This is a genomic window from Cellvibrio sp. (assembly GCF_046347455.1).
GTDB lineage: Bacteria > Pseudomonadota > Gammaproteobacteria > Pseudomonadales > Cellvibrionaceae > Cellvibrio.
The window spans coordinates 183228-207728 of sequence record NZ_JAXMGC010000002.1 but is presented as its reverse complement, the minus strand read 5'-3'; the positions used below and the strand labels follow the sequence as shown (position 1 = coordinate 207728).

The 24501-nt window shown below is 46.1% G+C and carries 22 protein-coding genes; 10 read left to right on the top strand and 12 right to left on the bottom strand.

Going from position 1 to position 24501, the window contains the following annotated elements:
• Positions 1-14: 14 nt before the first annotated feature.
• The 4 genes from U1F02_RS04810 to U1F02_RS04795 all read right to left on the bottom strand — a co-directional run bounded on the left by U1F02_RS04810 (position 15) and on the right by U1F02_RS04795 (position 1930).
• Complete coding sequence (locus tag U1F02_RS04810) at positions 15-170, bottom strand: hypothetical protein (RefSeq protein WP_409989229.1); 156 nt, start codon at positions 168-170, stop codon at positions 15-17.
• 366 nt (positions 171-536) lie between these two features.
• Positions 537-695, bottom strand: coding sequence for a DUF3309 family protein (locus U1F02_RS04805; RefSeq protein WP_409989228.1), 159 nt, complete (start codon positions 693-695; stop codon positions 537-539).
• 15 nt (positions 696-710) lie between these two features.
• Positions 711-1535, bottom strand: coding sequence for an OmpA family protein (locus U1F02_RS04800; RefSeq protein ID WP_409989227.1), 825 nt, complete (start codon positions 1533-1535; stop codon positions 711-713).
• On the bottom strand, positions 1535-1930 hold the full coding sequence (locus U1F02_RS04795) for a DUF4398 domain-containing protein (protein ID WP_409989226.1): 396 nt from the start codon (positions 1928-1930) through the stop codon (positions 1535-1537). Before U1F02_RS04795 ends, U1F02_RS04800 begins: the two co-directional genes overlap by 1 nt.
• Before the next feature lie 361 nt (positions 1931-2291).
• On the opposite strand from U1F02_RS04795, the gene U1F02_RS04790 reads away from it, so the two are divergent.
• From U1F02_RS04790 to U1F02_RS04775, 4 genes are read left to right on the top strand one after another with little or no spacing between them, the layout of a single operon-like run.
• A complete protein-coding gene (locus U1F02_RS04790; RefSeq protein WP_409989225.1) occupies positions 2292-2648 on the top strand; it encodes a YqjD family protein in 357 nt (118 codons plus the stop codon).
• Between the two features lie 19 nt (positions 2649-2667).
• A complete protein-coding gene (locus U1F02_RS04785) occupies positions 2668-3090 on the top strand; it encodes a phage holin family protein (protein ID WP_409989224.1) in 423 nt (140 codons plus the stop codon).
• Between the two features lie 20 nt (positions 3091-3110).
• Entirely contained in the window at positions 3111-3428 is a 318-nt protein-coding gene (locus U1F02_RS04780; RefSeq protein ID WP_409989223.1) for a hypothetical protein, read from the top strand.
• A gap of 14 nt (positions 3429-3442) precedes the next feature.
• Positions 3443-3895, top strand: a complete 453-nt coding sequence (locus U1F02_RS04775) for a glycine zipper 2TM domain-containing protein (protein ID WP_409989222.1) — start codon at positions 3443-3445, stop codon at positions 3893-3895.
• Between the two features lie 6 nt (positions 3896-3901).
• On the opposite strand, the gene U1F02_RS04770 is transcribed toward U1F02_RS04775, so the two are convergent.
• Positions 3902-4195 (bottom strand): hypothetical protein, encoded by a 294-nt coding sequence (locus tag U1F02_RS04770; RefSeq protein WP_409989221.1) that lies wholly within the window; start codon positions 4193-4195, stop codon positions 3902-3904.
• Positions 4196-4425: 230 nt separating this feature from the next.
• Here U1F02_RS04770 and U1F02_RS04765 point away from each other — a divergent pair, with 230 nt between their 5' ends.
• The 4 genes from U1F02_RS04765 to U1F02_RS04750 all read left to right on the top strand — a co-directional run bounded on the left by U1F02_RS04765 (position 4426) and on the right by U1F02_RS04750 (position 11431).
• A complete protein-coding gene (locus U1F02_RS04765; protein WP_409989220.1) occupies positions 4426-5643 on the top strand; it encodes a multidrug effflux MFS transporter in 1218 nt (405 codons plus the stop codon).
• A gap of 295 nt (positions 5644-5938) precedes the next feature.
• Entirely contained in the window at positions 5939-6862 is a 924-nt protein-coding gene (locus U1F02_RS04760; protein ID WP_409989219.1) for a lysophospholipid acyltransferase family protein, read from the top strand.
• 123 nt (positions 6863-6985) lie between these two features.
• Complete coding sequence (locus U1F02_RS04755; RefSeq protein ID WP_409989218.1) at positions 6986-8782, top strand: thiamine pyrophosphate-binding protein; 1797 nt, start codon at positions 6986-6988, stop codon at positions 8780-8782.
• A 123-nt stretch (positions 8783-8905) separates the two neighbouring features.
• Positions 8906-11431 (top strand): putative bifunctional diguanylate cyclase/phosphodiesterase, encoded by a 2526-nt coding sequence (locus tag U1F02_RS04750; protein WP_409989217.1) that lies wholly within the window; start codon positions 8906-8908, stop codon positions 11429-11431.
• Between the two features lie 40 nt (positions 11432-11471).
• On the opposite strand, the gene U1F02_RS04745 is transcribed toward U1F02_RS04750, so the two are convergent.
• From U1F02_RS04745 to U1F02_RS04720, 6 genes are all read right to left on the bottom strand, one after another.
• Positions 11472-12335, bottom strand: a complete 864-nt coding sequence (locus U1F02_RS04745) for a hypothetical protein (protein WP_409989216.1) — start codon at positions 12333-12335, stop codon at positions 11472-11474.
• Entirely contained in the window at positions 12319-13164 is an 846-nt protein-coding gene (locus U1F02_RS04740; RefSeq protein ID WP_409989215.1) for a citrate synthase, read from the bottom strand. Before U1F02_RS04740 ends, U1F02_RS04745 begins: the two co-directional genes overlap by 17 nt.
• Positions 13165-13203: 39 nt before the next feature.
• Positions 13204-15399 carry a TonB-dependent receptor plug domain-containing protein gene (locus tag U1F02_RS04735; protein ID WP_409989214.1) on the bottom strand — a complete coding sequence of 732 codons (2196 nt, stop codon included), beginning with the start codon at positions 15397-15399 and terminating at the stop codon, positions 13204-13206.
• A 342-nt stretch (positions 15400-15741) separates the two neighbouring features.
• On the bottom strand, positions 15742-18078 hold the full coding sequence (locus U1F02_RS04730; protein WP_409989213.1) for a YfiR/HmsC family protein: 2337 nt from the start codon (positions 18076-18078) through the stop codon (positions 15742-15744).
• A gap of 97 nt (positions 18079-18175) precedes the next feature.
• Complete coding sequence (locus tag U1F02_RS04725; protein WP_409989212.1) at positions 18176-19087, bottom strand: cation diffusion facilitator family transporter; 912 nt, start codon at positions 19085-19087, stop codon at positions 18176-18178.
• Between the two features lie 11 nt (positions 19088-19098).
• A complete protein-coding gene (locus tag U1F02_RS04720) occupies positions 19099-21111 on the bottom strand; it encodes an LTA synthase family protein (RefSeq protein WP_409989211.1) in 2013 nt (670 codons plus the stop codon).
• 153 nt (positions 21112-21264) lie between these two features.
• Between U1F02_RS04720 and U1F02_RS04715 the strand changes: the two genes are divergently transcribed.
• Complete coding sequence (locus U1F02_RS04715) at positions 21265-23448, top strand: lipopolysaccharide kinase InaA family protein (RefSeq protein ID WP_409989210.1); 2184 nt, start codon at positions 21265-21267, stop codon at positions 23446-23448.
• Positions 23449-23567: 119 nt separating this feature from the next.
• Complete coding sequence (locus tag U1F02_RS04710; RefSeq protein WP_409989209.1) at positions 23568-24104, top strand: lipocalin family protein; 537 nt, start codon at positions 23568-23570, stop codon at positions 24102-24104.
• A gap of 2 nt (positions 24105-24106) precedes the next feature.
• Here U1F02_RS04710 and U1F02_RS04705 read toward each other — a convergent pair whose 3' ends face one another.
• A complete protein-coding gene (locus U1F02_RS04705) occupies positions 24107-24475 on the bottom strand; it encodes a zinc ribbon domain-containing protein (RefSeq protein ID WP_409989208.1) in 369 nt (122 codons plus the stop codon).
• Between the last annotated feature and the right edge of the window lie 26 nt (positions 24476-24501).

The window sequence follows — 24501 nt, the reverse complement described above, 5'->3', positions numbered from 1 at the left end:
ACGCAATTAAGTGCTTAGTTGCAATGGATTTGTGCAAAAAAATCGCAAGATCCGCCGCCTTCGTCTGCGCGCACTATGCCTGCATTCAAAATACACAAGATAAAAATCAGCATTAGTAAATAGGGTTTAAGTGTAGCGAAAGAGATATTGAATTTACCGTTTAGTTTCATGATCTTCTCCTTGGAGCTGAAATCCTCGATGTAGTCTTGGTTCAAAAAGCTTCACTCTTAACTAACAGAGCCTATGAAGCACTGGACAATAACAATATAAGGCACAAAGTCACCAAAAAAAGCGGTACGTTTATTAGCAAAGCCTTAAGGAAAATTTTGCTCATAGGCACATCCTCAGGTGATGGATAAATGCTAGACAAATCCACCTCATTCACCGCCTGCGTTTGCTGAGAATGCTCATAGTTATTGACACGAGTATTCATAAACCAACCCCCATTAAACTATTCCGCTAGTCATTTCCAAGCGCGAATAAATATGGAAAATCTCTCGGCGACCGAAGGCAGTACCGCAGCGTCGCCGAAAAATTTACACATTGCCGGTTAATAACAGAATGATCAAAATCACAATGACCAGCCCTATGCCACCGCTGGGGCCATAACCCCAACCCCGGCTGTGTGGCCAGCTTGGAATAGCGCCAATGAGCGCAAGAATTAGCACAACTAATAAAATTGTTCCGAAGGTCATTAGAATTTACCTCTGCTATTGTGTAACCGCTTTGTTATTGGAAATAATGACTTCCACTCGCCGATTCATTTGACGACCGGAGGGTGTTTCATTACCGGCTACCGGAAAGTTTTCGCCTTTGCCCGTTGCCGTTAAACGATTGGAAGCAATTCCCTGCGAAATTAAATATTGTTGCACTGCGTTTGCGCGGCGTTGCGATAAGCCGAGGTTGTAATCTTCATTGCCAACGTTATCTGTATGACCTTCGATAGTTACTGTGCGATCTGGATACTGATTTAAAAACACAGCAAGCTTGGAAATATTTGCGATCGCACCTGCTTTCAAATCCGATTTTGCAGTTTCAAACAAAACATCACCCAAGGTTACGACCAGGCCACGTTCGGTCGATTTAGCATTGAGTTCCGCAATTTGACGTTGAAGTTCTTCCGCTTGGCGACGCGCTTGCTCTGCGTCTGCTTTTGCGGCATCTGCCTCACGCGTGCGCGAATCCAGTCGAGCTCTTTCGCGGGCATCTGCCAGTTCTTTACGTTGATCTTCCAGATAGCGCGTTTGCGCTTGTGCAGCAGCAATATCAATTTTGTGGTCCGCAACCCATACTAACTGCTCAAGATGCGCTTCATCTTTAGGTACTTTCTCTGCGGCTTGAACCGCAGCTTCCGCGTCTTTGAACGCAACGGGTGCACGACCAGCCAACTGCGGATCCGCTTGTAAACTGCTTAATTTGCTGCGCACGGCAGCGACTTCCGGTGGAATTTTTGATGAAGTTGCGCAACCTGAAAAAGCCAGCACACTCAGTGTGATTACAAGATAAAACTTAACGGCGTTATTGAGTCTGTTCATTATTGAGCTCCTTCATTACGTTGTAACTCTTGTTTGATAACGCTCGTGCCTTTTTGTAACTCATCATTCACTTCCTTCGCTTTTACAGCGGCTGTTTTCGCCGTTGCAAGCTCAGCATTTAGTTGGGCTCGCTGTGCAAAGCGTGCTGCGCGCGTCATATTTTTTTCAGATATTTCAGTTCTAGCATCAGCAAGATATTTGCGCGCCTCAACCAATTCTGGCGACGCATAGTCAGTCACCTGCGCTTGCTCGGCGAGCTTTATTGCTGTTTCAGCGGCTGTGATCTGACTATCTGGCGGTGGTGTTGAAGCACAACCGGAAATAAAAATTAATGTCCCAGCTGCACAGAAGGTCTTTAATGTATTCGCATTGTTAAACTTGATATTCCACATCATGGTAGTCCTCGCGTAATTCGCCCAAATGAAAAACTCCTGACGTAAACACAGATTCAGAAAACTTAGGAGGCGAGTCTATCTTGGTTAAGCGCTACTGACTTTTCGGTGCGTTAACGCACCTTTTTTAAGCGAGACAATTAGAATTCGTGGCAGCTGAATTCTAATTACCGAATTACTAAAGCTGGCAAAATTTTTTGTGTGGGGTGACGTACAGATGATGCGATTGATTGCGACCAAGATTGTACGAACATGCGCAACCAAGCAAATTTCCATATTTCTTTAAACTCGAGAAGCAACAATTTAAAGATGACGTAAGACCATTTTGATACGTGTGACCAACTTTAAAACAGGAGCTAAAACTATGAACGCCGATAGCCAAAACGCACAAACTTATGAACAGACGGAACCTTTCGAATCATTGGAAAAACCAAGCAGTATTTCATTGGAGTTTCAGCGCTTCTTAACGGATATAGAAGATCTCCTGTCGCAAGCAACTTCCTTAACCGGAGACGACTTAGCCAAGTTAAAAAACTCGCTAAATGAACGCATTAGTTTGGCGAAAACGTCTCTGAATCAACTCAGCACCAGTTTGGTTGATAAGGCACGTAAAGGCGCAGTAGCGACCAATAACTATGTACACGAACAACCTTGGACTGCAGTGGGAGCTGGAGCGGCGATTGGTTTACTAATTGGCCTGTTGGTTTCACGCCGCGATTAGCGCTATGTGGAAGTTGATTATGGCAATTGCAAACAGCGGAAGCCACGGGAAGGATCCCGGATCTCCAGGGCTTTGGGAATGGATCAAGATATTTCGCTCAGCTAAAGCAGCTTTGTTTTCGCAAGCAGCTTTACACCTTGAGTTAGCCCAAGTTGAGTGGCAAGAAGAAAAACAACGCCTCGTTAAATTGGCGTTAGCTGGCGTGCTGGGCTTTATCTTTTTTTTAAGCTTCGTCACCTTCGCGAGCGCTCTGATAATCGCCTCGTGTTGGGACACGCCTTACCGCATCCACGCATTCATCGGTGTGACCTTGCTTCATTTTTTAGGATTGGTGTGGGCGGTATTTTGCGTCAAAAAATTCACCGCATTAAGCAAACATAGTTTCGCTGCAACGCGGGCTGAAATTGCTTCCGACATTGCTTTGCTTAAAAGCGCCCTTTGAAATAAATAGGGGAATTCAACATGAACACTGCGCACGAAAAAAACACCTCCGCCCGCGTTCATCTCTCAAGTGATGCCACGAGCTCCTTGGAGTTCAGGCGGCAAGAAATTTGCGAGAAACTGCGTGAAAACCGCCAAGCTCTCGCATTACAACTGGTTGGTTCAGACCGCCACGATCAGTTTCCACGAAGCGCTGCCATGCGTTTTATTTCCAATCACAGCACTCGTGAAATACTCCATAAAGCAGCTAACGCCGCCTTGGGGCTGCAAACCTTTCGCGCACTGCGCTGGGGGTTGGGGCTTGTGAGATTCATAGGCAGAGGGTTCACACGCAAATAAATCGGAGAAGTGCTATGAAAATCTTAACGACTGCTATGTGTTTGGTTTTGGCTACAAGCCTAACGGCTTGCTCCAGCTATTCTTCTCGTCAGGATTCACTACCTCGCTCCCACGTGTCATCGCGCGTTGCTGCCGAGCAGTACGGGCGAGTTACGGATATTGAAGTTGTGTCCCGCAAATCGCGCACGTCGGGCGGAGGTGCCGCTTTGGGAGCCGTTATCGGCGGTGTATTGGGACATCAGATCGGTAGTGGAAACGGACGCGATTTGGCGACAGGTGCGGGGGTAGTAGGTGGGGCTATTGCCGGTAACCGCATTGAAAAGCAGCGCGCTTCTGGCGATGAAATCTATCGCATAACCGTCGCATTTGAAGACGGAAGTAGAGAATATTTCGATTACGAACACATCGAGGATTTGCGCGTAGGTGATCGCGTAAAACTACGAGGCGGGCAACTCGAACGCCTCTAAGTTTTCTCAGACCTTTATATCAATACGCGAGCGACTGGGTTGATAGTTTGCAACTGCAAGAAATGCGCGGCTCACCGGGTCGTTATTTTGAGGGGCTTTTTTTCCACCGGATTTCGCTTCAGTTGCTGGTTCCACAGGCGGAATCACTTGCGCAGTAGCCGCAACTCGATATTGGTGAGGAATTTGGGGGTCTCGCTCAGCCTCCAAGGTAACGGCAGGACGAGCCTGCACCTGTGAACGCTGCGCATAGTTTGCGCCAGTTCCGTATGCCGAATAGCCTGTGAACTCTCCGATGACCATTTATCCCAATTGCAACCTATGCTGACTAATGGGTTAATAAGTGAGCAGTATAGCCAATTATTCCCACCTCTCGAATTCTTTACCTAACCGCCAACTTCGTACCCGCGAATTTATTTTCCCGTTCCCGTCGATTGGGGCCTGTTTGGCTCGACTAATTCGTGTAATTTTGGTTATGGTGAGTTTTTGCAGCGCCACTTTCCCACCTTTAATTTCCCAGCGGATTTAATTCAATGACGTCAAGCTCTTCTCAGGTATCTCGCATTTCCAGCGGAGAATTCACGCTGCTCGTAGCCCTACTCATGTCAATCGTCGCTATATCCATTGACGCTTTACTGCCAGCCTTAGGGGTCATCCCACGCGATATCCCTCTCGCCTATCCCAATCAGGCACAACTTATTATCAGCGCGCTTTTTTTGGGAATGGCGTTCGGTCAATTAGTCTGCGGCCCTATGTCCGACGCAACGGGACGCAAAAAGGTGTTATACAGCGGTATTTTGCTTTTTTTGATTGGCAGCACTTTGTGTTTTTTTGCGCAAGACATTAACACCTTGCTGGTTGGCCGCTTCATTCAGGGGCTCGGCGTATCCGGCCCTTACGTCTCGGCCATTTCAATTGTGCGCGACAAGTATGTGGGTCGCGAGATGGCGAAGGTTATGTCGCTGGTGATGATGATTTTTATTTTGGTTCCTGCAATTGCACCGAGCCTTGGCCAATCAATTTTATGGTTAGCATCCTGGCGTTACGTATTTGTACTTTATATCGCTTACGCACTGACCATAGGACTTTGGATTTTTCTACGACTGGAAGAAACGCTTCCCATTGAAAACCGAATTCCGCTGAGTGCGAAAGGGTTTTACGAAGGCTTTAAGGAGGTGATCGGCAATCGCGTCACCATGGGCTACACGCTTTGCATGGGTTTGTTTTTTGGCAGTTTTATCGGCTACCTCAACTCGTCACAACAAATTTTTCAGGGGCTGTTTAACACGGGCAAAATGTTTACCGTTTACTTTGGTGTGCTTGCGCTGGTGTTTGGTGTGTCGTCGTTAATTAATTCTCGCTTTGTCGAGAAGTGGGGTATGCATTTTATTAGTCAGCGCGCGGTACAGGGTGTTGTGCTCAGTTCCGCGTTGTTTTTGGGGATAAACGCGCTTTGCGATATACAACTGTGGATGTTTATGACCTACATCGCGCTGCTGTTTTTTGCGTTCGGCCTCATTTTCGGTAACGTTAATGCTATGGCGATGGAACCCATGGGACATGTTGCGGGTATTGCATCTGCTGTTATTGGCTCCGTATCGTCTATTATTTCCATGGTAATTGGCACTTTCATTGGCCAAATGTATAACAACACCCTGATACCTATGACACTCGGATTTCTGACAATGACAAGCTTGGCGCTGGTGATGATGAAAATAGCAGATAGCAACAATCCTAACGCGGCAAGCTAGGCTGCTCTTTTTGAATCCATCCCCTTCTATTATTCCAAACTGACTGCACTCAAGCAGTCAGTTTGGCGTGCGGTAACACTTCTTTCATCTCGCCCTCTCAGGTGGGAACTTCTGAAACCAAAAACAGGTCGCAAGATTCGGATTCACAAAATACAAGACCGCCGCCGAAAATATGCAGACATTAAACGCACGTCGCCTATACAATGCCGGCAAATTTGGCGCCCCAGCGAGCGCTCATAATAATTAAACCGCATGCCAATCGAGGCATAGCTTCCCGTTTTAACAAGGTGATTTTATGAGAAACATTATTGTTCCTCAGCTTTTTAAATGCCTTTCCTGCTTACCCTTGAAAGTCGCACGCGCGTTAGGCGTGTTTATTGGCCACTGCATGTGGTTTACCCGTTCACGCGGTCGTCGAATTACACTCAAAAATATTCGCGCGTGCTTTCCGCAACTTTCACCAAGTGACGTTAATAAGCTAGCGCGGGAGAGTCTTATCGAAACAGCGAAAACAGCTGCTGAAGTGGGTTTGATATGGCGCCGCCCTTGGTCCTGGCTTAGTGGCAAAATCCTTTCGGTAGAAGGCGAAGATTTACTTCGGGCAGAATTGGCAAAAGGCAAAGGCCTGATCGTGCTGGCTCCGCACCTCGGTAATTGGGAAGTGGTTGCACCTTATCTTGCAAGCATCGCACCGCTTACGGCTATGTATCAACCACTCGCCATCCCAGCTATGGATAAAATAGTCTTAGATGGGCGCAGCAAGAATAACATCACCATGGCACCCACCAACCGCAAGGGTGTTGCCATGCTGCTTAAGGCGTTGCAGCAGGGCAATATCGTAGGAATCCTCCCAGACCAGCTTCCCAAAAAAGATGCCGGCGCAGAAATGGCTCCCTTCTTCGGCCATGAAACATTGACCATGAGCCTTGTGCATTCGCTGATATCCCGAACCGAAGCGCGCTGCGTGGCTGTTTTTGCCAAGCGCGTAGCGGGTGGTTTTAGTATGGTAGTTTTGCCCGCCGATGAACGCATTTATAGCCAGGATCAGATCGCTTCTCTTCACGGTTTAAACGCGAGCGTGGAAAATTGTGTTCACCTTGCTCCGGCGCAATACCAATGGGAGTACAACCGCTTTCGGTTACCTAAATCCCACCAGCAAGCACGTGAGCAAAGACGGCTGGCTTGCAGGCCCTGCGAAAAAGGCGCGGATCCCCACTGAGCCACTAAGCTTTAAAAACCCTACATGCGACTAGCTCTGGCACACTCACCAGAGTCATGTTACCTTCTGTGACAAAATTCCAATCTCCAAGTGAAGGATCACTTAACAGCCAAGGCGCCCTTCATGCTAAACGTTGTTTCTACTGAACCTTCGTCATATCTCGCAAAGAGTAGCGGCGAAAAGTCCTTTCAAGATACGAGCGCGGATTTAATCGTAAGTTATCTTGCCAAATTGGGAATCGACAAGGTCTTCGGTGTTCCGGGTGGCGCAATCGAACCCCTGTTAAATGCACTCGCACGCAGCGAACGTGAAGGCGGCCCTCGCTTGGTGGTGGCACGCCACGAATGTGGCGCGGCTTTTATGGCCGATGGTTATTACCGTGAAACCGGCAAGATGGGGGCGGTATGCAGCACCACTGGCCCCGGCGCGACCAATCTGCTGACCGGCGTTGCCTCCGCCCTCGCCGACGAGACCCCCATGCTGGTCATCACCGCGCAAACGCCCTTACCCAAATTTGGTAAGTGCGCGCTGCAAGAGTCCAGCTGTACAGCGACAGATACTGTGGGCATTTTTCGCTACGTTACCCATTTCAACACGCTGGTTTCGCATCAGGAACAGCTGGAAAGCAAATTGGTATCAGCCATCATGGCTGCGCACCGCAAACCTCACGGACCGGCCCATATAAGCATTCCGTCCGACATTTTGCGCGCTCCAGCCAAAATGAAAGCCCGCATCCACAGCGATTTGTTAGTTCACGATTTTTCCATGTCAGACGCACAATCCATCGCCCGCCTGTGCGAAAAATTGGCTCGTGTGGATAATCTAGTGCTCTATATAGGTAGCGGCGTAGGCAAAGCTAGCAAACAGATCATGGAATTTATTGAACTTACCTGCGCAAACTTTGTTACCAGCCCCACAGGAAAAGGCTGGGTGGACGAGACCCATCCACTCTACCGCGGCGTGTATGGATTTGCCGGTCACGAGAGCGCCACCGCTTTGCTACAAGATCCTAATGTGAACTTGATTGTGGCTATAGGAACCGATTTAGGCGAACTCGGTACCAGTGGTTGGAAAGGTGATTTGTTAAATACCAAGTTAGTGCACATAGATTCCTCCATTGAGCACTTTACTCGCTCCCCCATGGCCAACCTCCATGTCTTCGGTAACATAGACGCAACCTTTGAGCAGTTACTTGTCTACGTTCGCAATGCCCGCGCGCAGGGCAAGAGCTGGGATACCTTGGACCCCATTGCCATACCTAATTTCAATGGCGGCTATGCAACCCTGCGCGAGCCCGAAAAATGTTTTTCGAATGACAGCCCTGTCAAACCCCAGCGCCTAATGGCTCATTTATCACAAAAGTTGCCTGAGAAGACTCGCATATTCATCGACGCCGGTAACAGTTGGTCCTGGGCAACACATTATCTTGAACGAGCTAATAACGAGGGGCTGTACCGTATCGCTATGGGCTACGGTTCAATGGCTTGGTCCATAGGCGCAGCTATAGGTTCTGCCTTGGGTAATCGCGAGGCACCAACCCTTTGCATTGTGGGAGATGGCTCTTACCTCATGAGCGCACAAGAAATAACTGTCGCCGCCCAGCATCAACTCCCAGTCGTATTTCTTGTATTGAACGATGCTGCCATGGGCATGGTCATGCACGGTCAACGTCTGGGCAATCAAGAATCTATCGGGTGGGAACTAAACACGATTGACTACGCCGCACTTGCTCATGCCATGGGCGTGGATGGTATTGTCATTCAATCACCACACGAGCTGGATAAACTCGATTTTGATCACCTCTTCAGCAAAAGCGGGCCGACCTTGGTTGATATACGAATTGACCGTAACGAAGTTCCCCCCATGCAGGATCGAGTGCGGGGTCTTGCTATGCTCGACTCGGCCACACCAGGTGGATAGGATGCAACTTACCTTTATGCCTAAGGTGGATTTAAAACGGCCTCGATATTCAGTTTTTTAAGTTAGAAAATGGCGCCGCTGTGTTTATTGAGCTAGCATGAACTCTAAATTGGAGAGCCATGCGTGTTATCAAATACTAACAAGACTATTCCATCTGCTGCTGCGACCCGCATTCTTGTTGTTAATAGCGACGAGGCGGCACAGCGGAAAATCAGAGATTGCCTGACAACGTCTGGCTATAATCACTTCACCATTGTGGACGACGCACAAAACGCCCTCCGGTTTTTACGCAACCACCCTATAGATCTCATTATTGTTGACATTGATATTCCTGATCTGGACGGTTGGCGGCTCTCACGCCTTGTTCGCAGTGGAATTCTAAAATGCCGATCTGACCTGCCCATTGTTATCCTGGCCAAAACGTGGTGCGAGCGAATTGCAGAAGTCACCGCAAAAGAGTACGGCATCAACTATTTACTACCGCTAAATCACTTAAACAAGCTGCCCAACCTGATTCAAAACCTGATGCAGCAAACGAGTGATGAACCACCAAAGCCGCGTTTACTCGTAGTAGAAGACTCCCCCGATACCTCCGATTTAATCCAACGCGTACTAAGTGCACATTTCAACATTGAAGTTGCCGCTGATGGCGCTTTGGGCTTGGCAATCTGGCAAGAAAAGCGCCACGACCTAGTATTGCTAGACGTTGCACTTCCAACCATGAACGGCCACGACATTTTGCTTGAGATAACACGCATAGAGCCCAACCAACCCGTGGTAATTATGACAGCACATGCTTCCATCGAGCATGCCGAAGAACTCATGTTATCGGGGGCAGTGGATTTTCTGCCCAAACCATTTCGCGCCGAGCAGCTACGTAAAGTATGTGATATCGCCATTCACCGCGAAGACTACCTCGTCAGCAATGCACAATTCGCCGAACGCGTAAAAACACTCGAAGCGCGCGAACGTGAGTTTCGTCAACTCTATGAAAGCCATCACCAATTGCTGGATGACCTTCAATCCGTTGTCATGGAACTGGATGAAAATTTAAATATCGCGTTCCTAAACCGCACTTGGGAAACCTTAATGGGTTACCCCATCGAAGACTCTATCGGACGTCCGCTGGAAGATTTCACCTCGTCCGAGGACGCGAACCAATTTGCAGCCTTTAAAGAAAAAATCACCGCAGCGATTCGCGAAAAGAAAACGAACACCGAAATTGAACTTTGTTTGCGCGATGTGCATCATCAAAAAATTTGGACGCAGCTTAAAATCAGCCGCTCCACCCGCAGCGAAGAATTTTCAACATTCACTGTATGCCTGGACAACATTACCGAACGCCGCAAATCGCAAGAGCAGTTGCAATATTTGGCGATGCACGACTCGCTAACCGGATTATACAACCGCCACCATTTTGAATTGACGCTCGAACAACTCTACAAAGATGCCGCGCGTAACCAGCGACAACATGGTCTGGTATATTTGGATCTGGATCACTTTAAAGTCATTAACGACACCTTCGGCCACCAAAAAGGCGACGAAGTGCTGCGGGAAATGTCGGCTATGCTGGGACGCCGTGTCCGTAAGCCTGACACTTTATGTCGTTTAGGTGGAGATGAGTTCGCCGTGCTCTTGCGCAACGTTACAGCACAAAACGCGCAAGATTTTGCGCGCGACATCCAAAAAACAATTGGTGAATTCAGTTTTCAACTTCAGGAGCAGCGCATCAATCTCGGTTGCAGTATTGGCGTAACTGTCATTGATGGCAGCGCACACACCGCAGAAGAACATTTCATGCGCGCCGATATTGCACTTTACGTTGCCAAAGGTCGCGGTCGTAACCTGATTCATTTGTACGATGCCAAAGATAACGAAAGCGACGAGCTACGCCTGCGCATCAATGTCTCACAAAAAGTTCGTAAAGCCATTTCAGAAGACCGAATGGTGCTTTATTTCCAACCGATTTATGACGTCAGTAAAGATAAAATTTCCTATTACGAATCCTTGATTCGTTTACGCGAGCCAGACGGTACTATCATCACGCCCGCTGAATTTATTCCTGCACTTGAAGCCGCCGGTGAAATGCATTTGCTCGATCGCTGGATTATTAAATTAGCCACGCGCACACTGCGGGATCATCCGGAACTCAACCACATTGCCATCAACCTTTCCGCTCAAGCATTTAAAGATGAAACTTTAGTACCAACCATTCTAGAGAGCCTGAAAAACACCGGCGTAAATCCACAGCGACTCACATTCGAACTCACCGAAAGCGCGAGCTTGTTCAATTTACATATTACCCAGCGGGTAATCGCGGAGCTACACCGTTTGGGCTGCAGTTTTTCAGTAGATGATTTCGGCTCAGGATTCAGCAGCTTCGCCTACTTAAAAGATTTGCCCGCCGATTACATAAAGCTTGATGGCTCCTTCATTAAAAACCTTCACAAAGACAGCATTGACCAAGCACTCGTAAAAGCCATGATTCAAGTCATTCAAGCACTCGGAAAAAAAGCTGTTGCGGAATATGTTGAAAATGAAGAAATATTGAATATTTTAAAAAAAATGGGAATAGATTTTGTTCAGGGTTACCACATTGGCCGACCAATTCCCGTGGAAAAGATACTCGCAAAAAAAACAATGGCCTAGGAAAAATTCACTAGACCATATTCAACAGTAAAAAGCTAAATTAATCTGGAACAGCGCGCCTTGCGGGTCCTTGGTAGTCAATATCATCGCAACGCAAGGGTAAGAAAGTATCTGGTGGACGTTTATAGGTATCCACATAACAAGCTGTCACACCACTGGCTACCATAGCTGCAAACATTTGATACATCTCTTGTCCCGTAAAACCGTAATCCGATAAAAATGCACACACATAGCCATTGATATTCATACGCTCGTCATATTTATCAATCAAAACCTGTTCGATTTTGTAAGCAAGTTCTAAATGTTCGCCGGCAGTTAAATTTAATTTTTTGCTGATTTTTTCCATTGCTTCAATGCGTTCATCACCTTTAGCAATGGGGCGAATATAACCAACAATATAGGGTTTACCCCGTGTTTTTTCAGCCGCAGCGGCGACAATTTCCTCTGGCGTTGCGCCCATCTTGTATTGTTTGAGTGCGCCTTGTATGAACTTTACGCCTTCCAAACGAGTGCGAGGGCCGTATGTACGCGAATCTGCTGCCATAGCACCAATTGTGGTCGCGGCAATTACAGATGTACGCGCAGCACCAGCAAGCGCACCAATTTGATTGCACCAGATGCGCGGATCAGGCCAACTCATACAGCCGTAAATTGCCTCCACCCAATCTGCCAGCGGACGGTCCACCATTTTTCCGGTCGCATTTAAAATGAGTATTTGAAAATAAGATTTTTCGCCCACCAATTCTTCCAACATGGAATAACCGTGGCTAAAAACTCCTTTACCTGGAAACCAACCGCCCGTACTACTGAACACCTTGCCTCTGTGCTGATCAAGATAATCGACAACAGCTGTATCACTATTCGTTGCCACAATATTTTTTAAAATATCATCGTTCAAGGACATAATTATCATCGCTCACATAAGGCATTGCTGTAATCGGTTTATTGGCTACTTCCATCCCATGAGCTATCAAACCCGGAGCACCCAGCAATTGAAATAACGCACCACCATATTTGGGTTGAAAACCAAGGTCTGCAAAAACAGCAGCAGCAATTCCTGTAGTGAACCAACCTATCCCGTTCAGTTCTTGCAGTCGCGCAAATTGATTTCCCCATTTAAGTGCGTCCCCTGCTCCGGCCATGGCAACCAAACGATCTGCTATACCTTTTGCAAGTAAATCAACACCACCGTGACGCCTGCCAAAGCCGGGCGTTAATAATTCCTCGTCACGAGCCGATAATTCACTCAGCTGCGCGGGATCCGTGTGTTGATATTTTCGAAAAAAACGCATCGCGTTTTCTATTTCTCCGCCACCCAAATATTCGCCACCCAAAACGGATGACGCAATCGGTAAAATATGCAGAGGATTGGTTTTGCCAACACCAACATTCATAGCCGCGCGTGTCGCTGGATGACGAGGGCCTGGATTTATCAATGCCACCATCAATGTCTGCAACAATTGTGCTTGCGCTTGTGAGGGAAGCTCTCCGCGAAATAAAAGATAGAACACATCGACAAACGAACGTTTTTCCATAAGCTCAAATAAATCGTAGCCATGGCAAAGTGCTGCTTGCGCGATGTAGGGGTTATCGCTACTGGGTTCTTCCGACCATATACGCGTGCTGGCGCGTTTGCTAAAAGGTTCGTTGCGGCTCTGCACCTTTATGCGCTTTGGCGCTGATAAATCCAATGAGCTTGAATTGGCTTCATCAAACGGGGCTTGATCTGTCATGAAAAATCTCTAGCTACTGTTAAAGCGGACAAAAGCCGGTTATTTAAATGAATACTTGAACTCCACCCATCCACTGCGCGACTCCAGTGGATAATCTCTTGCGATTCGACCACTACTGGGTTCACGCGCATTTGCATTTGCGGCGTTACGAACAGCGAGCGACAAATCCAAATCCTGGAATAAATCTTTTGCTCTCAATGTAAAATTAACCCAGGTGTAGTCTTGAATTTCAGGGCGATTATCAATTGGGGCACGCACACGATCTGCAACAAGTTCCACTTGCGTATTGAAAAACCAGTTTTTGGTGAATTCCCAGTCCGCATTCAATTTGAGCTGCCGACCAGGAGCATCAGGGACTGTTGCCCCCGTTTTCGCATCTGTAGGATTATTAAACGAATAACTCGTGCCCATGCGGAATTGCGAAAGGGGTTTCCAGCTAACTTCTAGCTCGTATCCATGACCATCTTGATCTCTCGCATTCTGCGCAGTTTTGGTAACACCATTCGCATCAGCTAAAAATTCAATCATGTCTTTTGACTGATAACGGAACAACGTCAGCGTGGTTTGCAAATTAGGATTAAAACGATAATTGAACGACCACTCAATTGTATTAATTGTCTCTGGATTTAAATCCGGATTACCCAAAGAGACAGGATTGTTCTTAAAATACAATTCAGAGATAGACGGTGCACGGAAGGCGCTGCCGAATAAAAGCTTCGTCGTTAAATTTTCGTTTAACGCATAGACCAATGCCAAGCGGGGGTTAGTAGTACCGCCAAAATCTGAATATTTATCATAACGTACACCAGAGGTCAGGGTTAAATCCTTGTTTAATTTCCATTCATCCTGCAAAGATAGAAAGCTTACATTGCGGGATCCATCGTTTAAATATACAAAAGGAGTGCCGGTCACATCTGTAAGAGCCCCGCTGACAACCGGTTGTGTTCCATCAATAACACCAGGCCCGAAATTTTTTTGCTCGCTACCCTCGAATGATTGTCGACGAGAACCAACCGAAAAACGAATACGATGGGATTCAAAACCGTTATAGATGGAAACAAGTTCCAATTGGGTATCATTGGTAGTTTGACCGGGATGACCTTTCAGTCCCTCGGGAAAAGTCACCAAGCCCGAAGGCTTGGCAAAATTGATATTACCGTCACTGCCAATGGGCACCTTCACACCAGGAGGCAACAAATTAAATTTAGTCGTATGATCAGAGAAGAGATGACTTAGCCGAACACTGTTATCCCAATTGCCGCTGTCGGCGCCAAACTGATAAGTCGCGTCACCCATGATGAGGTGGTTATCATCATAACCATCCATATCCAGTGCTTGTGCAGCGCCAGCACCCACTCCGGCATCCTTTGACAACCAATTCCATAAATTAATGCGCCAGTGTTCGCTGCTCAAAGCCAAATGCGTATCCCATACGTGATAACGAGTAGAAAGATGACCAGGAGCAAGCGAAGCTTTAGTCTTTAAACTGGCATCCAAGCTAGACTGAAAATCTGCTTCAACACGACGGCTAGGATCTCCATCCGACTCTTGATAGGACATATCCAGCGCTACGCCCAACCCTTGCCAATTGGATGCTCCCTGTAAAGACGCTTCGCGGTAACCAAAAGATCCAGTGCGCACACTCATTTGTGGGGCGTCTATGGCAGCTGCGTCCTTCGTAATAACGTTGATAACGCCCGCATAGGCATCAGCACCGTAAATTGCAGAACCCGGACCACGCATAACTTCAACACGTGCAATGCTCGATACGGGTAAACGAAACATAGTGGGGTGGCCTCCCTGCAAAGTGGATTGCACGGGCACACCATTTAATAGCAGCAAAACCTGAGAATTAAATCCGGTATGTATTCCGCGAATGGAATAGACCGAATCCAATCGGCTAAGAGCGGAAAGACCCACATGCAGACCGGGCACAGTTTCAAGTATTTCATCGAGGTTGCGAGCTCCCATTGCCTCAATTTCCGCAGCGTATATGACTGACGCTGTCGCTGGAGCTTTTTCAAGAGATGTACTGTTACCCGTAGCGATTGAAATTTGCACTTGCCCTAACTCGGCAAGTGATAGGTTGTAAACATCCAATGGAGCTGCAGATTTATTTTCCGCGTGGGTTGTAGCAGAGATGGCGCAAACAAGTGCGGGGAGTAAGGCGCGGCGGTACGGAGCTTTCATTACAGAAGCTTTTATTACAGAAGCTTTCATTGCAGGAGCATTCATAGCAACAATCCGTAAATTTAGTAAAAACCTTACTCCTGTTTATATTTTTACTAAGGTGATATTTATCTACTACATCTACTTTTTGAATGCCAAATCGTCGGTATTGGCTCAACAGATAGGTATAAATACGCATCGCCATTTTTGCGCGAAACGCCCTTTAAGATAGCCTAAGTTTCCATGAAAGCAAACTAATATCCCGATAAAAATCATCGCATAAGCTACTTATAAATAGGGTGCTTTTTGTTTTCACTATTAAACAAAAGCACCTGCGATATCTCGGTGCAAGCAAGTCTGTGCAATCTATAACCGAAACTTGATTTAATTGGCATAGGATAGTCGCAACTAGGATTTAGCGTTTTTATCCACAGGTACTAATCGTTGTACCGCCAACTTCAAGGTTTCGCGTCTTATAGGTTTGGTTAAATATTCTTCTGCCTTATCTCTATTGCCATATTTGCGATCATCGGCAATTGAAATAATTATCACAGGAATATCTTTTAAAGCTGGTTCCTCTTTGATTCGTTCGAACAATTGCCATCCGTGCTGGTCAGGTAAAAGTAAATCAAGAGTCATAACCTGCGGCTTGATTTTCTTGAGCAAATCAAAGCCCGATTCTGCGTCATATGCAGTATGCACAAGATAGCCCTCTTGACGCATAGTGCGAGCCATAATATCCAGAAATGCGGGGTCATCGTCGATCATAACAATATGATTGCCGTTCAACTCCAAATTCTGCTCCGGCTCTTTTATATCCGAACTATTTTCTGCAGAACTGCTGTCAAAAGCTGCGCCTGAATTAATAGGTAGCGGGATATCCACAGTAAAAGTAGACCCATTTCCTAATTGGCTTTCCACCGCTATGGTTCCGCCCATTAACTCACAGAGTTGACGCGTGATGGACAGTCCGAGTCCACTACCTTGATATTTCCGTGTGGAGCCGCTATCTGCCTGCCTGAATGGATCGAAAATATGTTCTTGTTGATCTGCCGATATTCCTATTCCTGTATCACTAACGGCAATATAAATTCGTTGCGGCTCATGATGCGCACGCAATGTAACTATACCTCCCGGTGAAAATTTACTCGCATTGCCGAGCAAATTAATCATGATATGCAAAAGCTTTTCAGGGTCTGCTACGGGTAAAGTTGCGCCATCATCCACGTCAAGCTTTAGCTGCGTTGCGTTTTTTTCCAAAAGAGGCATTACTGTGCCTACTGCATCATCAACCAAGCTAGAAAGTTTTACGTCGGTTAAATCCAAGCGCATGCGGCCGGATTCAATTTTCGCCAAATCCAGTACGCCGTTAATAAGTTTTAATAATCGCTCCGAGTTATTAATAACACGTAATAGATCTTTAATATGGATTTCGTCGTTATGTAATTTCAAATCTTCAATTACAACTTCGGTATAGCCAATGATTGCTTGCAGCGGTGTGCGCAATTCATGGCTCATGAGTGACAAAAATTCACCCTTGGCCTGGCTTGCATCTTCCGCCTTACGTTTTGCAATTGCCAATCGATCTTTTGCAAATTGCAATTCTAGCGCGTGCGCAGCCAGCCTTTTGTTATCGCGCCGTTTTATGTTGTAGGCTATCCAAATGGTTACCACTAACGCCAACCCAAGAATGACCAGCCCCCATGCATACATGAGCGCTTTTTTCTGAGCCACTACGGTTTCATCCAAACTCGCGATAGCATCTTTCTGATTTTTAAGTTCCACTTCCTGATTTTTTATCGTCCAGTCCAACTCCAGCACGCGTTTCTCGCGAGCATCAATTTCTTTTACAATTTTGCTTAACTCTTGCTGTTGAACACTTAGCTCTTTAGTGCGCTGCTCAACCTCATTGACTAAGGATAATCGTTCCTGCCGACTTTTTTCCAGCTGTTCATTCTGTGCAGCAATCAGCGCGTCACTTTTTTGAATATCTTTGTTCAAATCAGCCATTTGCTTTTCCAAGCGCGCAGTTATGGCTTCCTGATTTTGGATATTCGCCGTCAACTCCTGCAAATTTTTTTCACGCAACTGCAATTGCTTTTGCAAATTAACCAGAGATGTTTGTCCCTCTCGAAACAATTTCGCTACGTCAATTTCGGTACCGCCATTCAGGATTAATTCCGGCAATGGCTTTAGCCCTTGATTAATAAGATTGGATTTGTTCACCTCGAACCGCAATCGATCATTGGCAGCGGTTAGCAAATTAATCATGACTAATTGCTTGTTGGAAGCATCGAAGGTGACTAGCAAAACGGGTTTACCTTCGATGGCGCTGTAGATATCGGTTATGGTTTGGCTGTCCGCATTTTCCACATACAAAAGTTGGTATTTACCCAAGGCTTTTGGTGTGCTCACAGTTGAAACACTAATAGGCAGATTCCTGAGCGTGACTTTTTCAGCGAGCAATTGCAGTTCTGCATAAACAGGTGTTTTTTCACCACCATAAACCGCAATGTTGAATGAGGATATGGCCGCTTCATTGGGCCACTCGATATTTTTGGCAAAATTATAAATGTAGGAAGCGGTGATGCGTTGTTTGTTAGCTTGCTGGGCTTGTGCTGCGCTTTCGCCGCCTAACAAAACCAGAACCAACAACCATGACAATCGGAAGAGCAGGTGGCGCGAAAAGAAATCGAGGGAAATCAATCTATCCAATAAATAACTATGCAATTGGCATCTAAACATCTTAAGAAAGCTCTATTTGTTGCCATCCCTGACATAGTTAGCATCAAAAACATGTTGGCCTAGCATAACCTGTAAATTTATATCTTGATAGCGGGAGCTAAGCGGCTTCGACAGGATCTACATGTGTCATAACATCCAATACAGGCAACTCCTCCATCACTCGCCGTCGAGCTTCAACAGCAATAGCATGGCCTTCTGTAACGCTTATATGGCCGAGAATTTCGAGGTGAACGTCCACCATAATCAAGTCGCCCGTTTTACGTGTGCGCAACTCGTGCAATCCTTGGACACCGGGTGTCTCCAAAATAATCGCCCGAATTTTTTCGATCTCTTCCATATCTGCGGCGCGATCCATCAGATCATGTAGTGAATTCCACGCGAAACTCCACCCCATTTTAATAACCATCAATCCCACCACCAGAGCAGCGATAGGATCAAGCAGCGGAAATCCTAATAAATTACCACCAATACCCAAAGCTACAACAAGGGAGGACGCCGCGTCAGAGCGCGCATGCCACGCGTTAGCAATTAGCAACGTGGAACGAAGGCGTTGCCCAACGGCAAACATGTAGCGAAATAATAATTCCTTCACCATAAGCGCAATTGCTGCAACGTAAAGCGCAATCATGTGCACGGATGGAATTGCTGCCGGATCTGACAACTTATGAACTGCAGCCCATAACATGCTTAAACCCACGCCGAGCAATATCATCCCTAACACGAGTGATGCTGCATTTTCGTAACGGTAATGGCCGTAATGATGATCCTCATCCGGGCCCGCTTTGCTGTGGTGCCCAGCAAACAACACAACAAAATCTGAAACTAAATCAGAGAGCGAATGAATGCCATCAGCGATTAAGGCTTGTGAACTTGCGAAGAGACCTACAGCAACTTGCAATACACTTAAAACAAGATTTACCGCAACACTGATCCAAGTGCAGCGCTGCGCTGCGCGATGATTTTCCATCGCTGACTTATCCTGAATATTTGTGGAACTGACGGGATTCATTTTTAGGTTTTCTACTCTCGCGTTTGCATCGGAATTTTGTATCTTTGTTCACGATACAACACGGACGGCAATATAACGTGCGCCATTGCCTTATCAACTTGTGCTTGGGATGGACTTTCTTTTTCCATCGTCAGTTCGCCCTTGGATGCATCGTAGCGACCAAGGAGCGGACTTTTGTTCGGACGAAGAATGGTAGCTGCATCCCCTTCAAGCCACGCAAAGTAATTATCAAATTGCATTAATGCACGCCCCGGCGTTTCGCTGTCTTTAGCGAAATCGCGCCCAATCATAGGATGATCGCTAGTAATACCCATTAATGATAAAAGTGTCGGCGCCAAATCAATTTGACTGGCCAGATTTGCTATGCGCTTAGGTTGTACATCTGCACCCATAATCAAACCGGGGATGTGGAATTTTTTGATGGGCACCAAGCTATCTCCGTAAACACGGTTATCATGATCCGCAACAATTAAGAACACAGTGTCTTTCCAGTAAGGTTGCTTTTTCGCTTCGCTAATAAACTTGCCCAGCGCGTAGTCCGCGTATTTTACGGCGTTGTTAACCGTTTGCTTAGTAGAGTCGTGCAACTCTATACGGCCATCAGGAAATTCAAAAGGCTCGTGGTTTGATGAGCTAAAAATTAAACTGAAAAACGGTTTTCCTTCTGAATGGAGTTGCTGCAACCGCTCAAGTGATTTGTTAAATAAATCTTCATCGCTCGCGCCCCAGCTGCCCACAAATACGGGGTTCTTTATATCGTCACGATCAACCACTTGTTGAAAACCGTTGCCCGTAAAAAATCCACGCATGTTATCGAAATGCGCTTCGCCGCCGTAAACAAATTCCGTGTGATAACCTTGCTCACCCAACCCAAGCGCCAAGGTATAAAAATTGTGTTGTGCGAGCGAGAGCTTAACCACGCTACGCGCTGGCGTTGGGGCATAACCGGACACAACGGCTTCAATGCCGCGTACAGAGCGTGTACCCGTCGCGTAGAGTTGTTCAAACCACCAGCCTTCATTTTTAAGTTTTTCAAGCTCCGGCGTAACGGGTAAACCTCCAAGGGATTCTACAAAAGTTGCCCCTAAACTTTCTTGCAAAATAATAACAAGATTCAAAGGCTTTTCGCGTTGTACTGCGGGAACTTGACGATGCAAGGTCGGGTAATCTTTTGATGTAAATTCGTATCCGCTTAACCAAGGCGCTGCTTTAACTTGCTGAAATACCTTTTCGCGAGGGAATGCGCCATAAATCTCTGAGGAATTTGCCTCGCGACGCATACCTATTAGGGCATCAAACACAGACCAACCGGAATTAATAATCAACGAATTAACCAGAGCGTCGCCGGATAAAGCGAACAACGCCGGGTTGGCAGGGCGATGATCGGTGGTAGATCTCACCTGAAAAAATACGATGATAAAAATTAATGGCCAAGACAACAAAAGTTTCTTCGACGACCAAAGCTTTACATCCGCCGATGCCATTTTAAAAATATTGTAAATCCCCAAACCCAACAAGATGGTAAAGCCGACACCTAAAATAAGCGCCAAACGAAAGCCGTTCCACAAAGTCGATAAAACTTCTTTTGGATAGGAGAGGTATTCAATAAACAAGCGATTGGGGCGCAAATCAAATTGAGCCATAAATGGCGGCGTTGACAACTCCAAAAAAATCACAAAAACCAACGCAAATGTCGCCCAACATACGTTGAACAAGCGCCATGCACGAGCCGTTATTCGGTGCGCAAGAAAAGGAGCAACTAACACCACTATTGCAACAAAATAACCCAGCAAGATTAGATCCGCACGGACGCCTTGTAAGATCATATCGCTGAGGATACCGGCAGCACTGACACGATCCCACTGCCATGCCATAAGGCCTATGCGCGAAACAGACAGAACAATCAAGCCTATCATCAACATCTGCACAATTGTCGCGTAAGGGCCAGCCCAAGCGGTGACGGATGAAATGCCCGCAGCAAATTTAGCAAGTCGCTGCTTTATTGCACCGATTATCTTTATCATTTTCAATTTCCTGAAACGGCTTCTACTAATATAGGGGAATGACTGCAAACTAGGCTAGCGAATGATTAATCGTTATAATTTCACGACTTACATCTTCATAATAAAACCGATTATACCCCAAAGCCCAACATTCCAGCACCAAGGGTCACCAGCTTGACGCATCTACCTTATACCACGCTTAACATAGGCCCTTATCAGGGAAATATTGCACCTGAATATGACAACGAAACTTTGCGAGCTAATTTGGTTCGTGTTGTTGATTTGTTAAAAAGCCCACACGCTGTGCGCCTATCAAATGGTGTGGACTACGTGGTCAAGGTGCCCATTAGAGGTCTTAATAAAGGCGGCACTTCCGTTGAACAAATGGTTGCGCTCAAGGTCTTTAAGCGCCAAGGGCTGCTCAAGGATCGTTTTGACCGCAAGAACAAATCCAAAGCTGAGCGCTCGTTTAATGCGGCAATTTATTTAAAAGCACATGGAATCGGAACTCCGGCACCTATTGCCTGGCTAGATCGTTGGGAAAATAACCGTTTGATCGAAAGCTACTTTTTAAGTGTTTTCCAACCTGCAATTTGTTTTAGGGACGCACTCACTGAGCTATATAACGGCCCACGTGATAACGCGCTTTTGATGGAGCTCTTGCATCTGGTCGCACCAGCAATAAAGCAAATGCATGACAACCAATTTATGCATGGTGACTTGGGCAACCAAAATATCCTGTTGCCTAAAAATGCAGACGGATCTTGGGGGCAGCCACAATTTATTGATTTGAATCGTTGTACCATACCCGGGCGACCACTCACCGATAAAGAGCGTGCATTTGATTTGTCTCGCCCGATATTGCCCGGGAATTACTTAAATTTTTTCAAATACATTTATTGTAATCACCAAATGCCGTCAAAAACGCTTGAGGAAAGTGAAACAACTTATCGCAAGCGGTTTGCATTTCATCGAAAATCCAAGCACTTTCGTCACCCTATTCGCTTTTTGAAAAATCGCCATAAAAAACCGGCGCACTCTTATCCTGACCCGAAAGATTATTGGTTATGGGATGAAAAAACAGCTCAACCTATGATTGCGCTTTCTCGCAAAGAAAAAAATCAACAGCGCTTTTTTCTGAACTCATTAAGAATTATTGGCAGCACACTTAGTGCCCTGCCCAAGATTATTTCGCGCTATTACGCTTTGAAGAAGCACAGCTTTAAACAGCCTGTTGTATTGAAGAACCGCATCGGCGTGGCGCTACATCCGCACAGTGAATACATCAATCACGAACTCACGTTACTTAGTGATTTGGGCAACCCGCCGGTGCTTATTCGTTTTTGTAGACACGAATCTCCAACCATTTGGGATCAAACCATTGCTTTAATCCAGCAACTTCACAATCAAGATGTGGAGATCATGGTTGCGTTGCTGCAAGACCGCCAAGCTGTTTTGCAACCGGAACTTTGGTCTGAATTCTTGCATAAAATAATTCCATCCATTGCCAATTACACCCAACACATTGAAATTACCCATGCATTTAATCGCATAAAATGGGGGGTATGGAATTTAGCTGAGTGGCAGCAACTTGTTGACCCCGTATTTGAATTACAAAAGCAATTTCCGCAAATAAAACTGACAGGCCCCACATGTATCGATTTTGAATATATGCCTGTTATAGGAGCGCTCAAATCTTTAAAAGCAGGGCAAAGATTTTCAGCGCTGTCACATCTTTTATACGTAGATAGACGTGGCGCACCGGAGAATCCGCAAGGCCCTTTTTCTACCTTAGAAAAATGTATCTTATTAAAAGCATTGACCAAGGTAACGCCGAACTGTGAAGACAAGGTAATTATCTCTGAAGTGAATTGGCCAATCGAACATACGGATATTTGGTCTCCGATTGTTTGCCCCTATGTCACACCAAAATGGAAAGACAAGCCCTCTGGCGAATCCGATTCAGATTACGCTAATTACATGTTGCGCTACATGGTGATTGCAATCTGCTCAGGCCATATAGATCAAGTATTCTGGTGGCGTTTATCCGCAAAAGGTTATGGTTTAGTTGACGATCAAAATCAATTTAAACCGCGTCTCGCCTATTCCGCCTTACAATACTTTTTTGTTCGGTTGGGTGATTCCACCTTTATCAAGCGCTGGCCGTCAGCAAAAGACACTTATGTCATGGAATTTCAGAACGACACCCAGCAAATACTGATGCTGTGGTGTAAAAAAGGTGAATCAACCACTTTGCCAAATTTTGAGCCGCAAAAAATATATGACCGGGATGGAAATTTGCTAAAGACAGCAGTCATATCTGAATCACCTATTTATTTGGTCCGAGGGCTGCTTTAAGACGTATAAGCACGCACTACAGCGACACAATGGGCTTTGCCAAAATAAGTACGGCACCCCACAGAATTACCAGCAACCTCAGCGCAATATAATTAAAAAGGGTTAAGGGAGAACAAATCATGAAAAGCATCGGCCTTTTTATTTTAATGTTGATCACCGTTTCCCTAACAAGTTGTTTGGGTAAACCTGAGAAAATTGTACCTGTAACCAAATTTCAGGCTGACCGCTATTTGGGAACTTGGTATGAAATTGCGCGACTGGATTTTTACCACGAAAAAGGCATGACCCACGTAACCGCCAATTACAGCTTGCGGGAAGATGGTGGGATTAAAGTATTAAATCGTGGTTATCTTGCGGAGAAAGGCCGTTGGCGCGAAGCCGAAGGGAAAGCCTACTTTGTTGAAGACAGAAATACCGCTTATTTAAAAGTATCTTTCTGGGGCCCTTTCTATAGTTCCTACATTGTTTTCGATTTGGATGAAAACTATCAGTACGCTTTAGTCACAAGCTCTAGTAAATCTAATCTATGGCTGCTGGCTAGAACCCCTAGTATCTCTGGTGAAGTTAAAGCCAGCATGCTCGCAAAAGCGGCTGCACTCGGTTTTGACACAAACAAGTTGGTCTATGTCGAGCAAACCGAAAAGCCAGCAGAATAAATTTAGTGGCTAATCATCCAAGGTCTCATAGAGGGAAACATTTTATTTCCCTCTGCCGTATACATTAAGGCTGATTTACGGATTGGCTTATCACCACAACCGCATCCTTTCCCATGCTTATGCTGATGCCGAGCTTTTTGCTCTGCGCGGTATTCCGGCGTGGAAAAGACTGGCTCATTCATCGCCTTTTCATTACGCGCATGTGCTGCCCGATTTTCTTTTTTCATATCCAAAAATTCTGGCGCAACCATAATGACACGCGCCGATAAAGCACCGCAAGTTGGGCAAGCGCAGGGTTGGCTGGAGTTTTCCAAGGTGTTTAACTCGTGAAATAAACCATGTTCTGTGCATTTGTAATCGTAGACTGGCATGATTATTTTCCCAATTCCAATAAATA